Raw genomic sequence first — 13,638 nt, forward strand, 5'->3', positions numbered from 1 at the left:
GCTATTTGTCGATGTCGCCGACCACGAAGAACATCGAGCCCAGGATCGCGATCAGGTCCGGCACCAGGCAGCCGGGGATCAGCGTGGCCAGGGCCTGCACGTTCGCATAGGAGGCCGTGCGCAGCTTCATCCGCCACGGTGTCTTCTCGCCGTGTGACACCAGGTAGTAGCCGTTGATCCCGAGCGGGTTCTCGGTCCAGGCGTACGTGTGCCCTTCCGGCGCCTTGACCACCTTGGGCAGACGCACGTTGACCGGCCCCGAGATCCGGTCGACCCGGTCCAGGCACTCCTCGGCCAGGTCGAGCGAGACGTACACCTGGTCCAGCAGCACCTCGAAGCGTGAGTGGCAGTCACCCGCCGTCCGGGTGACCACCGGGACCTCGAGCTGGTCGTAGGCCAGGTAGGGCTCGTCGCGCCGCAGGTCGAGGTCGAGCCCGCTGGCCCGGGCGACCGGGCCGGACGCGCCGTACGCGGCGGCCTGCTCGGCGCTGAGCACCCCCACGCCGACCGTGCGGGCCAGGAAGATGTCGTTGCGCCGGATGATGTTGTCGAGGTCGGGCAGGCGCTTGCGGACCGTCCGGATCGCCTCACGGGCCCGTACGGTCCAGCCCGCCGGCACTTCCTCCTTGAGGCCGCCGACCCGGTTGAACATGTAGTGCATGCGGCCGCCGGAGACCTCCTCCATGACCGCCTGGAGCGTCTCGCGCTCGCGGAACGCGTAGAACATCGGCGTGATGGCGCCGATCTCCAGCGGGTAGGAGCCGAGGAACATCAGGTGGTTGAGCACCCGGTTGAGCTCGGCGAGGGCCATCCGCAGCCAGGTCGCGCGCTCGGGCACCTCGATGCCCATGAGCCTTTCGACGGCGAGGGCGACGCCGAGCTCGTTGGAGAACGCCGACAGCCAGTCGTGCCGGTTGGCCAGCACGAGGATCTGCCGGTAGTCGCGCACCTCGAACAGCTTCTCGGCGCCGCGGTGCATATATCCGACGATCGGCTCGCAGGAGACCACACGCTCACCGTCGAGGGTGAGCTTGAGCCGCAGCACGCCGTGGGTCGAGGGGTGCTGCGGCCCGATGTTGAGCACCATGTCAGCGGTCTCTAAGCCGGCTCCAGTGCCCACGGTCATCTCACGCAGCGCATCAGTCACAACAGCATGCTCCCACGTGCCTGAGCCCCGATGCTGTGCAGCAGCCACCAGTGACCGCCGAGTCCCGCCGGCTCGATCAGCTCGGCGGCGGCGCCGGCGGCGGCGAGACCGCGGACGTACGCCGCCGGGTCCGTGCGGGCCAGGTCCATCGGTGGCCGGGCGCCGTCGATTCCCAGCGCTTTCAGCGCCTCACGCTGGCGGATTATTTTGTACGGCACCCCGGCCGCCCACGCCACGGCATCCATCGCCACGTGGGCCGTCACGTCACAGGTACCGTCCGGCACGGGTGTCACCTGCCGCCCGGCCCGAAATCCGGTCAGCGTTCCGAAGGCCGGCCGCTCGTCGCGCAGATGCCCGTAGTCCACGGCGAGCGCCCACCCGCTGCGCACCCGCTCCACCGCCGAGGCCCAGGCCGCGTCCCGGGTCCAGCCGATCTCGGCCCGGCCCGGGCCGGGCCACCAGCGCCGCAGCCAGAACAGGTCGGCCGCGTCCACCGCCCCACCCAGCGACTCGGCCCCGGTGGCCGGATCGACCAGCACCTTGCGCATCCGGCCGGCGTCGTCGAGGTCGGCCACGTCGAGCGGCACGTTGTCGAGCCACTCGGTCGCGATCAGCAGCCCCACGATCCCGTCCGGGGCTTCGGGAAGCCAGGCGATCCGCTCCGGAAGCCCGGTCGGCCGGGGCGCGACTTCGACCCCGGTCAGCCGTACGCGCTCGGACAGCTCCGCCGGAAGCATCGCCGCCAGCGTGCTGAGCAGCTCGCCCCGCCCGGCCCCCACATCGACCAGGTCCAGCGCCCTGGGCCGGCCGAGCGCCTCGTCGGCCCGCTCGACCAGCCGCAGCAGCGCCCCCGCGAACAGCGGCGAGGCGTGCACGCTGGTCCGGAAGTGCCCGGCCGGCCCGTCGTCGCCGCGCACGAAGAACCCGTCCGGCCCATAGAGCCCGGTCGTCATCGCCTCGCGCCATCCGGTCATGAGGGCCAGCGTAGGGCGGTCGATGGTGTTCTTCACATGGTCTTGTCACGCGCGTGTTACGGCGGCGCATACTGGCGCCACGACCGGTACCCGCACGAGTGGACTGGATCTTGCACATGAACGCATATCGATTGACCGTCGGCGTGGTCGGCGCGGGACGGGTGGGTGCCGTCCTCGGCGCCGCGCTCATCGCCGCCGGACATCACGTCGTAGCCGCGGCGGCCGTATCCGCCGCCTCCCGCGAGCGGGCCGCCCGCCTTCTGCCCGGCGCCGCGATCCTCCCGGCCGACGAGGTCGCCCGGGCTGCCGGCGACCTTCTCCTGCTCGCCGTCCCGGACGACGCCCTGGCCGGTGTCGTCTCCGGCCTGGCCGCGACCGGCGCGCTCCGGCCGGGCCAGATCGTGGCGCACACCTCGGGTGCTCATGGCGTGGCCGTTCTGGGCGATGTACAGGGCATGGCCCTGCACCCCGCGATGACCTTCACCGGCGCCGACGCCGACCTCGAGCGCCTTCCCGGCATCGCCTGGGGCGTCACGACGGCCGACCGGGCGTTCGCGACCCGGCTCGTGGCCGACCTCGGCGGCGTGCCCGAGTGGATCGCCGAGGACGCCCGGCCGCTCTACCACGCGGCCCTCGCACACGGGGCGAACCACCTGGTCACGCTGGTGAACGAGGCCTCCGACGTGCTGCGCGCGGCCGGCGTCGAGCATCCGGACCGGATCCTGTCGCCGCTGCTGCACGCGGCCCTCGACAACGCCCTGCGCCTCGGTGACGCCGCCCTGACCGGGCCGGTCTCGCGCGGTGACGCCGGGACCGTGGCCAAGCATCTCGATCGTCTGCCGGCGGAGGCCGTACCGGCGTACCTCGCCCTGGCCCGAAGGACCGCCGACCGTGCCATCGCGGCAGGCCGCCTGAGGCCGCAGGACGCCGCGTTGCTTCTTGATGTTCTTTCTCGCGTTCGAGTGGGGAGTCCGGCATGACCTATGTGATCCACACCCGGGCCGAGCTGGCCGAGGACGTCTCGCACGCCAACGGCGAGGTCGCGGTCGTGATGACCATGGGCGCGCTGCACGAGGGACACCGGCAGCTCATGCGGGAAGCGCGTAAGCGCGCGAAGTTCGTCATTGTCACGATCTTCGTGAATCCGCTGCAATTCGGGCCGAACGAGGACTTCGACAAATACCCGCGCACGCTGGAGGCCGACGTCGAGGCCTGCCGGGCCGAGGGTGTCGACGTGGTCTTCGCGCCGGGCCGCGACGAGATGTACCCGGGCGGAGCGCCGTCGATCACCATGAACGCCGGCCCGCTCGGCGAGATCCTCGAGGGCGCCAGCCGTCCCGGGCACTTCTCGGGCATGCTCACCGTCGTCCAGAAGCTGCTCATGCTGACCCGGGCCGACGTGGCGTTCTTCGGCGAGAAGGACTTCCAGCAGCTCGCCCTGATCCGCCGGATGGCCCACGACCTGGAGCTGGGCGTCGAGATCGTCGGCGTGCCGACCGTGCGCGAGCCGGACGGGCTCGCGATGTCGAGCCGCAACCGCTACCTCTCGCCGGAGGAGCGCCGGGCCGCGCTCGTGCTCTCCCAGGCGCTCCGCGAGGGGGCCGCGCACGACGACGCCGAGTCCGCCCTGGCCGCCGCGACCAAGATTCTCGAGGACGAGCCGGGCGTACGGGTCGACTACCTGTCCCTGACCGGCGCCGACCTGGGCCCCGCGCCCGCCGGCGGGCCGGCCCGCCTGCTCGTGGCCGCGCGGGTCGGCGCGACCCGCTTGATCGACAACGTTCCGCTGACCCTGGGAAGGGCCGCCTGATGTACCGCACCATGCTCAAATCCAAGATCCACCGGGCCACGGTGACCCAGGCCGACCTGCACTACGTCGGCTCGGTGACGGTCGACCTCGACCTGCTCGAGGCGGCCGACCTGCTCCCGGGCGAGCAGGTGGCGATCGTCGACGTGACGAACGGCGCCCGCCTCGAGACGTACGTCATCCCGGGCGAGCGCGGCAGCGGCGTGATCGGCATCAACGGGGCCGCGGCCCACCTGGTCCACCCCGGTGACCTGGTGATTCTCATTTCGTACGGCCAGATGGACGACGCCGAGGCGCGCGCCTACCGGCCGCGCGTGGTGCACGTCGACGCCGACAACAAGATCATCGAGCTGGGCGCCGACCCGGCCGAGGCGGTGCCCGGCATGGCCGATGATCTCGTACGGGGTGACCTGACGCTCCTCGCCTGAAACGCCGCCCCATGCCCGGTTGATCACCATATGATCGGGTCCAGGCATGGGTAGGCGTTCGGAAGGCGGAGGTAGATGCGACACCGGCTGGGCATCGCGCTCGCCGTCGTCGCCTCCATCCTGCTGACCGCGGGCTGTGGGCGTCCGAGCGGCACCGACGGCGACCTGACCAACGGCTGGGGCGCGATGGCGCCGGCCACCGGCTTCGAGCCCACCGCCGGCGCCTGCCACGGCGCCAACTTCAACGCCGTCGGCGCCCGCGGGACGTACGAGGAGATCGACTGCTCGCTGCGGCACCGCACCGAGACCGTCTACGTGGGCACCTACGAGTCGCCGGCCGCCGACGCCGACGAGCCGCCGGCCGACGGCTCGGCCGGCGCGCGCACCGCCTATCAGGTCTGCGACCAGAAGACGACCACCTACGTCGGCGGCCCGTGGCGCAGCGCCCGCCTCTGGATCGGCGTCACCCGCCCCACCGCCGCCGCCTGGTCCGGCGGCGCGCGCTGGTACCGCTGCGAGGTGCTCGAGCTCAGCTCGGTCGAGGACGACGGCAGCCTCGTGCAGCGCGACACCAGCCTCCGCGACGAGCTCGCCGACGGCACCTCCGGCCTGCTGCTCGGCTGCTACGCGATCCAGCTCGACGGCAACGGCGCCATCGCCACCATGCCCGGCGTCGACTGCACGGCCAAGCACAACGGCGAGTTCGCCGGCCTGTGGATCGCCAAGGACCTCGAATATCCGAAGGACACCAAGAGCTGGGCGAAGTTCCACGAGGGCTGCCGGCAGACCATCGCCGACTACGCCGGCGTGCCCAACGACAACGACCTTCAATACCGTACGGGCGTGGTCTCGCTGCCCGGTGGCGCCGACGTCTGGGCGCTCGGCGACCGCGGCGTGCGCTGCTACCTCTGGCTCGAGGGATCCGAGCTCACCACGTCGCTGCGCGGCAAGGGCGTCAAGAGCCTGCCGATCCAGTACAAGTAACCGTTGCCACTGATGCCGCCCCCGCCGCGAAACCGCCGCACCGGCGGGGTGTACTGAGCAGATGTCACCTCTCGCGGACCTCCCGGAGCTGCCGCGCCGGCTCGCCGCCGCCGACCCAGGATGGAGCGAGACCACCGACGTGCTGGTCGTCGGCTCCGGCATCGCCGGCCTGACCGCCGCCCTCCACCTGCGCGAGCAGGGCCTGCACGTCACCGTCGTCACCAAGGTCAACATCGATGACGGCTCCACCCGCTGGGCACAGGGTGGCATCGCCGCGGTCCTCGACCCGCTCGACACCCCGGCCGCGCACGCCAACGACACCGAGATCGCCGGCGTCGGCCTCTGCGACCCGGCCGCCGTGCGGGTGCTGGTCGAGGAGGGCCCGGTCCGGGTCCGCGAGCTGATGCGCCTGGGCGCCGCCTTCGACCGCAACGCCGACGGCTCGCTCATGCTGACCCGCGAGGGCGGCCACCGCGCCGACCGCATCGTGCACGCCGGCGGCGACGCCACCGGCGCCGAGGTGCAGCGGGCCCTGCACGAGGCGGTCCACCGCGACCCGTGGATCCGGCTGGTCGAGCACGCGCTCGTCCTCGACCTGCTGCGCGCCGCCGACGGCCGTGCCTGCGGCATCACCCTGCACGTGCTCGGCGAGGGCAGCGAGGACGGCGTCGGCGCCATCCTGGCCCGCGCGGTGGTGCTGGCCACCGGCGGCATGGGCCAGATCTACTCGTCCACCACCAACCCGTCGGTCTCCACCGGCGACGGGGTGGCCCTGGCGCTGCGCGCGGGCGCGGTCGTCACCGACGTCGAGTTCGTCCAGTTCCACCCGACGTCGTTCGTCACCGCCGACCTCAGCTCGGTGCAGCGCCCGCTGATCTCCGAGGCGCTGCGCGGCGAGGGCGCCCACCTGGTCGACGAGTCCGGCAAGCGCTTCATGGTCGGCCAGCACGAGCTGGCCGAGCTGGCGCCGCGCGACGTGGTGGCCAAGGGCATCCACCGGGTCCTGCGGGCCACCGGCGCCGACCACGTCTATCTGGACGCCCGCCACCTCGGCAACGACTTCCTGGAGCACCGCTTCCCGACCATCGTGGCCTCCACCCGCGCCGCCGGCGTCGACCCGGCGACCGACCTGATCCCGGTCGCGCCGGCCGCCCACTACGCCTCGGGCGGCGTCCGCACCGACCTCGCCGGCCGCACGAGCATCCCGGGCCTCTACGCGTGCGGCGAGGTCGCCTGCACCGGCGTGCACGGCGCCAACCGCCTGGCCAGCAACTCGCTGCTGGAGGGCCTGGTCTTCGCCCGCCGCATCGCCGACGACATCGCCCGCGACCTGCCCGAGCAGGCTGAGCCGGTCACCGCCGGGTCCGCCGCCTCTTCGTCGGCTGCCGGCTGGGTGGTCGACCCGGGCATTCGCCCGGAGCTCCAGCGCTCCATGACCCGCGGCGCCGGCGTGCTGCGCTCAGCCGACTCGCTGACCGCCACCGCCAAGGAGCTGTCCCGCCTGGCCGAGCTGCGCGCCACCCCGCACAACGCGGCCTGGGAGGCCACCAACCTCCTGACCGTCGCGACGGTGCTGGTCGCCGCCGCCCGTACCCGCCGCGAGACGCGGGGCTGCCACTGGCGCGAGGATCACCCCGTGGCCGAGGACGAGTGGCGTGGCCACCTTCTGCACACTCTCGACCGCAAGGCCCAGCTGGCACAGACCTTCGAGGAGATGGCGTGATGGACAAGGGACTCGATCTGGCCGAGGTGGAACGGGTCGTCTACACCGCGCTGGCCGAGGACCTCGGCGATCCGCCGCGCGACGTGACCAGCGAGGCCACCATTCCCGGCGGCCAGGTGGACACGGCCGAGCTGGTCGCCCGGGCCGACGGCGTCGTGGCCGGCCTGCCGGTGGCGGCCCAGGTCTTCGCCGTCACCTCCGGTGGCACGGCCACCTTCGATCAGCTGGTCGAGGAGGGCTCACGGGTCACCCGCGGCGACGTCCTGGCCGTGATCACCGGGCCCACCCGCTCGCTGCTGACCGCCGAGCGCACCGCCCTCAACCTGATCAGCCGCATGTCCGGCGTGGCCACCCACACCCGCCGCTGGGCCGATCTCCTCGAGGGCTCCAAGGCCACCGTCCTCGACACCCGCAAGACCACTCCGGGCCTGCGGGCCCTGGAGAAGTACGCCGTACGGGCCGGCGGCGGCACCAACAAGCGCATGGGCCTGTACGACGTCGCCATGATCAAGGACAACCACAAGCTGGCCGCCGGCAGCATCACGGCCGCGTACCGCCTGGTCCGCGAGAAGTTCCCCGACGTCCCGGTCCAGGTCGAGGTCACGACGCTGATCGAGGCGCGGGAGGCGGTCGAGGCGGGCGCCACCTTCCTGCTCTGCGACAACATGACCCCCGAGACCCTGCGGACGGTCGTCGAGGCGGTCGGTGACCGGGCCGAGCTCGAGGCCACCGGCAACCTGACCCTGCAGACCGCCGAGGCGTACGCGGCCACCGGCGTCGACTACCTCTCGGTCGGCGGCCTGACCCACTCCTCGCCCATCCTCGACATCGCCATGGACCTGCGACCATGAGTGCCAACAGTCGAATCCGGAAGGGACCGCGCCGTGCTGCTCTGCATTGACATCGGTAATACGAACACGGTGCTGGCGACCTTCGACGGCGACAAGCTGGTGCACAACTGGCGGATCAAGACCGACGCCCGCTCCACCGCGGACGAGCTGGGCCTGATGTTCCGTGGGCTGCTGGCCGGCGACGCCGTGGAGATCACCGGGGTGGCGGCCTGCTCGACCGTGCCGGCCGCCCTGCGCAGCCTGCGCACGATGCTCGCCCGCTACTACGGCGACCTGCCCAACGTGATCGTCGAGCCGGGGGTGAAGACCGGCGTACAGCTGGCCATCGACAACCCCAAGGAGGTCGGCGCCGACCGCGTGGTGAACACCCTGGCCGCCCACGCCCTCTACGGCGGACCGTCGATCGTGGTCGACTTCGGCACCACCACCAACTTCGACGTGATCAGTGCCAAGGGCGAGTTCCTGGGCGGCGCCTTCGCCCCCGGCATCGAGATCTCCTTCGACGCCCTGGCCGCCCGCGCGGCCCAGCTGCGCAAGGTCGAGCCGGCCAGGCCCAAGTCGGTGATCGGCAAGAACACGGTCGAGTGCCTTCAGTCCGGCATGTACTTCGGCTTCGCCGGTCAGGTCGACGGCATCGTGTCCAAGATGATCGAGGAGATCGGGCCGGTCTCGGCCGTCATCGCCACCGGTGGCCTGGCCGGGCTGGTCAAGGACGAGTGCCGGACGATCACCGCCTACGAGCCGATGATCACGCTGATCGGGCTGCGGATGGTATATGAGAGGAACGTCTGATCGCGGCTGAGTAGGCTTTCAGGGCCCATGCCAGCCCGTACAGAGAGTCGTGCCGTGACCGAGCAGAATGTGCCCGCAACTGACCCCGCCGAGGACCTACCCGAGCAGATGCGGGTCCGCCGGTCGAAGCGGGACCGCCTGCTCGCCGAGGGGATGGCGCCCTACCCGGTGACCGTGCCGCGCACGGCGACGCTCAAGGAGCTGCGGGAGAAGTACACCGATCTGCCGATCGACCACGCCACCGGCGACCAGGTCTCGATCGCCGGCCGCGTGATCTTCATCCGTAACGGTGGAAAGCTCTGCTTCGTCACCTTGCGCGATGGCGACGGCACCGAGCTGCAGGCCATGCTCTCCCTCGACAAGGTCGGCGAGGCCGCCCTGACCGGCTGGAAGCAGCTGGTCGACCTCGGTGATCTGGTCGGCGTCACCGGCGAGGTGATCACCAGCCGGCGCGGTGAGCTGTCCGTTCTCGCCGACACCTGGCAGATGAACGCCAAGGCGCTGCGCCCGCTTCCGGTCGCCCACAAGCCGCTGTCCGAGGAGACCCGCGTCCGCCAGCGTTACGTCGATCTGATCGTGCGGCCGCAGGCGCGCGAGACCGTGCGCACCCGCGCCGCGGTCGTCCGCAGCCTTCGCGAGTCGCTGTTCCGCCGCGATTATCTCGAGGTGGAAACGCCAATGTTGCAGTTGCTGCACGGCGGCGCCGCGGCCCGCCCATTTGTGACGCACAGCAACGCTCTGGACACTGATCTCTATCTGCGGATCGCGCCGGAACTGTTTTTGAAGCGGGCCGCCGTGGGTGGCATCGAACGCGTCTTCGAGATCAACCGCAACTTCCGCAATGAGGGCATGGACTCCACCCACTCGCCGGAGTTCGCGATGCTCGAGGCGTACCAGGCCTACGCCGACTACAACGTCATGCAGTCGCAGGTCCGCGAGTGGATTCAGGAAGCCGCGTCCGCGGTCTCCGGATCGCACGTGGTGACCCACTTCGACGGCCGCGAGTTGGATCTCGGTGGCGAGTGGGCGTCGGTCACCCTCTACGGTTCCCTCTCGGCCGCGCTCGGCGAAGAAGTCACCCCCCAGACCGATCTCGCGCAACTCCAGCGGTACGCCGAAAAGCACGACCTTTCCGTCGACCCGAAGTGGGGCCCGGGCAAGCTCGTCGAGGAGCTGTTCGAGCACCTGGTGCAGCACACGCTCCAGGAGCCGACATTTGTGCGGGATTATCCCGAAGAGACCGCTCCGCTCACCCGTGCACACCGCGAAACGCCGGGTCTCACGGAGAAGTGGGACCTCTACGTGATGGGCTTCGAGTTGGCCACCGCCTATTCCGAGCTGGTCGACCCGGTGGTCCAGCGTGATCGTCTGGTCGCGCAGTCGTTGCTCGCGGCCGGCGGCGATCCCGAGGCCATGCAGCTCGACGAGGATTTTCTCCGTGCCATGGAGTACGGAATGCCGCCGTCGGGCGGGATGGGAATGGGAATCGACCGGCTCTTGATGGCGCTCACCGGGCTCGGCATTCGGGAAACGATCCTCTTCCCGCTCGTGCGTCCCGAGTAAGACCGTCACCGAAATGTTCTGACCGCCATTGACGCGCCGCGCCGCCCTGGCGTTATTGTCTGTGCGTTGCTTTAAGGGGAGAACCTGTGCTCGGGAGGATTGCGGCGCGTGGCCAAGCAGATCATTCACAAGCTGGTCGATGACCTCAGCGGAGGTGACGCCGACGAGACCGTGAAGTTCGCGCTCGACGGCATTCAGTACGAGATCGATCTCTCGGAGAAGAACGCCGCCAAATTGCGGGAGGTCTTCGAGCCGTACGTGACGGCCGGTTCCAAGGTCGCCCGCGGCGGCGTGGTCGTCGGCGGCCGGGCCGCTCGCGGCCGTGGCGGCGCGACGGCCGACCGGGAGCAGAACAAGGCGATCCGGGACTGGGCCAAGAAGGCCGGCAAGGACATCTCCGACCGGGGCCGGATCCCGCAGGAGATCGTGGACGAGTTCCACACCAAGGGCCCGGGAAGAGCCTGAAAGATTGCTGAGAAGGCCCGCCGCGCGCCGCGCGGCGGGCCTTCTTCGTCTTTCGGTCGTTCTTCGGTGCGGGTGCGTAGGGTTATCCACAGGCAGGGTGGCGTTGTCCACAGGCTGTGGACAGAGGTTTCCGGGGATTTCGCTGTCCGCGTAGACGTTCGGCTGGGGGAACAGCCGCTGAGCGTGCGAAGTTGGCTAAATCAACGTTGCGGACGGTTTCAAGGGACCGCGAGGACCCAGCAAGACCACCCGGCGGCGATAGAGTAGTAACAGCACGGGCATCACCGATGCCGGTGCGCTGGCCCCGCCAGTTCATTGGCGCACGGCACGTGAGGAGCACGAGGGCATGTTCGAGCGGTTCACCGACCGAGCGCGACGGGTTGTCGTCCTGGCCCAAGAAGAGGCCCGGATGCTCAACCACAACTACATCGGGACCGAGCACATCCTGCTCGGCCTGATCCATGAGGGTGAGGGCGTCGCCGCCAAGGCTCTCGAGAGCCTGGGCATCTCCCTCGAGGGAGTGCGGCAGCAGGTCGAGGAGATCATCGGCCAGGGTCAGCAGGCGCCGAGCGGGCACATCCCGTTCACGCCCCGCGCCAAGAAGGTTCTCGAGCTGTCGCTGCGCGAGGCGCTCCAGCTCGGCCACAACTACATCGGCACCGAGCACATCCTGCTCGGCCTGATCCGCGAGGGCGAGGGCGTCGCCGCCCAGGTCCTCGTGAAGCTCGGGGCCGACCTCAACCGGGTCCGCCAGCAGGTCATCCAGCTGCTCTCGGGTTACCAGGGCAAGGAGCCGGCCGCGGCTGGCGCGGCGGCGGGCGAGGCCGCGCCGTCGACCAGCCTGGTGCTCGACCAGTTCGGCCGCAACCTGACCCAGGCCGCCCGCGAGGGCAAGCTCGACCCGGTCATCGGGCGCGAGAAGGAGATCGAGCGGGTCATGCAGGTGCTGTCCCGCCGCACCAAGAACAACCCGGTGCTGATCGGCGAGCCCGGCGTCGGCAAGACCGCCGTCGTCGAGGGGCTGTCGCAGTCCATCGTCAAGGGTGAGGTGCCCGAGACGCTGAAGGACAAGCAGCTCTACACGCTCGACCTCGGCGCGCTGGTCGCCGGTTCCCGCTACCGCGGTGACTTCGAGGAGCGCCTGAAGAAGGTCCTCAAGGAGATCCGCACCCGCGGCGACATCATCCTGTTCATCGACGAGATCCACACCCTGGTGGGTGCGGGCGCGGCCGAGGGCGCGATCGACGCCGCCAGCATCCTCAAGCCGATGCTGGCCCGTGGCGAGCTCCAGACCATCGGCGCCACGACCCTCGACGAATACCGCAAGCACCTGGAGAAGGACGCCGCTCTCGAGCGCCGCTTCCAGCCTATCCAGGTCGGTGAGCCGTCCCTGGCCCACACCATCGAGATCCTCAAGGGCCTCCGCGACCGGTACGAGGCGCACCACCGGATCAGCATCACCGACGCCGCCCTCGTGGCCGCCGCGACGCTGGCCGACCGGTACATCTCGGACCGCTTCCTGCCGGACAAGGCGATCGACCTGATCGACGAGGCCGGCGCCCGCATGCGCATCCGCCGGATGACCGCGCCGCCGGACCTCCGTGACTTCGACGAGCGCATCGCCCAGGTGCGGCGCGACAAGGAGTCCGCGATCGACGCGCAGGACTTCGAGCGGGCCGCCCAGCTGCGCGACAAGGAGAAGCAGCTGCTGGGCCAGAAGGCGCAGCGGGAGAAGGAGTGGAAGGCCGGCGACCTCGACGTCGTGTCCGAGGTCGACGACGAGCAGATCGCCGAGGTCCTGGGCAACTGGACCGGCATCCCGGTCTACAAGCTCACCGAGGAGGAGACCTCCCGGCTGCTGCGCATGGAGGACGAGCTCCACAAGCGCGTCATCGGCCAGGAGGACGCGGTCAAGGCGGTCTCCAAGGCGATCCGGCGTACCCGCGCCGGCCTGAAGGACCCGAAGCGGCCGTCCGGCTCGTTCATCTTCGCCGGCCCGTCCGGTGTCGGTAAGACCGAGCTGTCCAAGGCCCTCGCCGAGTTCCTCTTCGGCTCCGAGGACGCGCTGATCCAGCTCGACATGTCGGAGTTCCACGACCGGTACACGGTGTCCCGCCTCGTCGGTGCCCCTCCCGGCTACGTGGGTTACGACGAGGGTGGCCAGCTGACCGAGAAGGTGCGGCGCAAGCCGTTCTCGGTGGTGCTGTTCGACGAGATCGAGAAGGCCCACCCGGACGTCTTCAACACGCTGCTGCAGATCCTGGAGGACGGTCGCCTGACCGACGGCCAGGGCCGCATCGTCGACTTCAAGAACACGGTCATCATCCTGACCACCAACCTGGGCACGCGTGACGTGGCCAAGGCGGTGTCGCTGGGCTTCCAGGCCTCCGAGGCCGAGGAGTCCAACTACGAGCGGATGAAGGTCAAGGTCAACGACGAGCTGAAGCAGCACTTCCGCCCGGAGTTCCTCAACCGTATCGACGACACGATCGTCTTCCACCAGCTGCGCCAGAACGAGATCCTCGAGATCGTCGACATCTTCACCTCGCGTATCGAGACCCAGCTCAAGAACAAGGACATGGGTCTCGAGCTGACCGACAACGCGAAGAAGTACCTGGCGAAGAAGGGCTTCGACCCGGTGCTGGGCGCCCGGCCGCTGCGCCGCACGATCCAGCGCGACCTGGAGGACACGCTCTCCGAGCAGATCCTGTTCAACGAGCTGCGCCCCGGCCAGATCGTCGTGGTCGACTGCGAGGGCGACCCGGAGAACATCGAGAAGTCCAAGCTGGTCTTCCGTGGCGCCGACCGTGGCGTCTCGGTCCCCGACGCGGTGCCCGCCGACCTCGGCGCCACCGCCACCGAGGAGTAAGAACCCGCTGATACCGACAACGGCCCGGCTGCGAA

The 13,638-nt window shown here is 70.1% G+C and carries 12 protein-coding genes; 10 read left to right on the plus strand and 2 right to left on the minus strand.

Annotated features, from left to right (window positions below; genetic code table 11):
- Position 1: 1 nt before the first annotated feature.
- Positions 2 to 1,126, minus strand: a complete 1,125-nt coding sequence (locus ACFY36_RS34950; RefSeq protein ID WP_499750240.1) for an NADH-quinone oxidoreductase subunit D — start codon at positions 1,124 to 1,126, stop codon at positions 2 to 4.
- Between the two features lie 17 nt (positions 1,127 to 1,143).
- A complete protein-coding gene (locus ACFY36_RS34955) occupies positions 1,144 to 2,121 on the minus strand; it encodes an SAM-dependent methyltransferase (protein WP_499750164.1) in 978 nt (325 codons plus the stop codon).
- A gap of 116 nt (positions 2,122 to 2,237) precedes the next feature.
- Between ACFY36_RS34955 and ACFY36_RS34960 the strand changes: the two genes are divergently transcribed.
- From ACFY36_RS34960 to ACFY36_RS35005, 10 genes are all read left to right on the plus strand, one after another.
- Entirely contained in the window at positions 2,238 to 3,101 is an 864-nt protein-coding gene (locus ACFY36_RS34960; protein WP_499750165.1) for a Rossmann-like and DUF2520 domain-containing protein, read from the plus strand.
- Positions 3,098 to 3,931, plus strand: a complete 834-nt coding sequence (panC, locus tag ACFY36_RS34965) for a pantoate--beta-alanine ligase (RefSeq protein ID WP_499750166.1) — start codon at positions 3,098 to 3,100, stop codon at positions 3,929 to 3,931. The genes ACFY36_RS34960 and panC overlap by 4 nt, the downstream gene beginning before the upstream one ends.
- The gene (gene panD / locus ACFY36_RS34970; protein ID WP_498692859.1) at positions 3,931 to 4,356 is read left to right on the plus strand and encodes an aspartate 1-decarboxylase; all 426 of its coding nucleotides are present in this window, start codon (positions 3,931 to 3,933) and stop codon (positions 4,354 to 4,356) included. Before panC ends, panD begins: the two co-directional genes overlap by 1 nt.
- A 75-nt stretch (positions 4,357 to 4,431) precedes the next feature.
- Entirely contained in the window at positions 4,432 to 5,340 is a 909-nt protein-coding gene (locus tag ACFY36_RS34975) for a septum formation family protein (RefSeq protein WP_499750167.1), read from the plus strand.
- Positions 5,341 to 5,401: 61 nt separating this feature from the next.
- On the plus strand, positions 5,402 to 7,063 hold the full coding sequence (locus tag ACFY36_RS34980) for an L-aspartate oxidase (protein WP_499750168.1): 1,662 nt from the start codon (positions 5,402 to 5,404) through the stop codon (positions 7,061 to 7,063).
- Positions 7,063 to 7,914 (plus strand): carboxylating nicotinate-nucleotide diphosphorylase, encoded by an 852-nt coding sequence (nadC, locus tag ACFY36_RS34985; protein ID WP_499750241.1) that lies wholly within the window; start codon positions 7,063 to 7,065, stop codon positions 7,912 to 7,914. The genes ACFY36_RS34980 and nadC overlap by 1 nt, the downstream gene beginning before the upstream one ends.
- Positions 7,915 to 7,947: 33 nt before the next feature.
- Entirely contained in the window at positions 7,948 to 8,706 is a 759-nt protein-coding gene (locus tag ACFY36_RS34990) for a type III pantothenate kinase (protein ID WP_360247226.1), read from the plus strand.
- Positions 8,707 to 8,760: 54 nt separating this feature from the next.
- Positions 8,761 to 10,269 carry a lysine--tRNA ligase gene (gene lysS / locus ACFY36_RS34995; protein ID WP_499750169.1) on the plus strand — a complete coding sequence of 503 codons (1,509 nt, stop codon included), beginning with the start codon at positions 8,761 to 8,763 and terminating at the stop codon, positions 10,267 to 10,269.
- 108 nt (positions 10,270 to 10,377) lie between these two features.
- Complete coding sequence (locus ACFY36_RS35000) at positions 10,378 to 10,734, plus strand: histone-like nucleoid-structuring protein Lsr2 (RefSeq protein ID WP_499750170.1); 357 nt, start codon at positions 10,378 to 10,380, stop codon at positions 10,732 to 10,734.
- Between the two features lie 346 nt (positions 10,735 to 11,080).
- Entirely contained in the window at positions 11,081 to 13,603 is a 2,523-nt protein-coding gene (locus tag ACFY36_RS35005; RefSeq protein WP_499750171.1) for an ATP-dependent Clp protease ATP-binding subunit, read from the plus strand.
- The last annotated feature ends 35 nt before the right edge of the window (positions 13,604 to 13,638 follow it).

Source organism: Actinoplanes sp. NPDC000266 (assembly GCF_042899005.1).
Classification (GTDB): domain Bacteria; phylum Actinomycetota; class Actinomycetes; order Mycobacteriales; family Micromonosporaceae; genus Actinoplanes.

Excerpts from the sequence above, each read along its gene's own strand:
- ACFY36_RS34975 (WP_499750167.1), top strand. The coding sequence starts at position 4,432 with ATGCGACACCGGCTGGGCATCGCGCTCGCCGTCGTCGCCTCCATCCTG.
- ACFY36_RS34960 (WP_499750165.1), top strand. The coding sequence starts at position 2,238 with ATGAACGCATATCGATTGACCGTCGGCGTGGTCGGCGCGGGACGGGTG.
- ACFY36_RS34950 (WP_499750240.1), bottom strand. The coding sequence starts at position 1,126 with ATGACCGTGGGCACTGGAGCCGGCTTAGAGACCGCTGACATGGTGCTC.
- nadC (WP_499750241.1), top strand. The coding sequence starts at position 7,063 with ATGGACAAGGGACTCGATCTGGCCGAGGTGGAACGGGTCGTCTACACC.
- panD (WP_498692859.1), top strand. The coding sequence starts at position 3,931 with ATGTACCGCACCATGCTCAAATCCAAGATCCACCGGGCCACGGTGACC.
- ACFY36_RS34955 (WP_499750164.1), bottom strand. The coding sequence starts at position 2,121 with ATGACCGGATGGCGCGAGGCGATGACGACCGGGCTCTATGGGCCGGAC.
- ACFY36_RS34980 (WP_499750168.1), top strand. The coding sequence starts at position 5,402 with ATGTCACCTCTCGCGGACCTCCCGGAGCTGCCGCGCCGGCTCGCCGCC.
- ACFY36_RS35005 (WP_499750171.1), top strand. The coding sequence starts at position 11,081 with ATGTTCGAGCGGTTCACCGACCGAGCGCGACGGGTTGTCGTCCTGGCC.
- panC (WP_499750166.1), top strand. The coding sequence starts at position 3,098 with ATGACCTATGTGATCCACACCCGGGCCGAGCTGGCCGAGGACGTCTCG.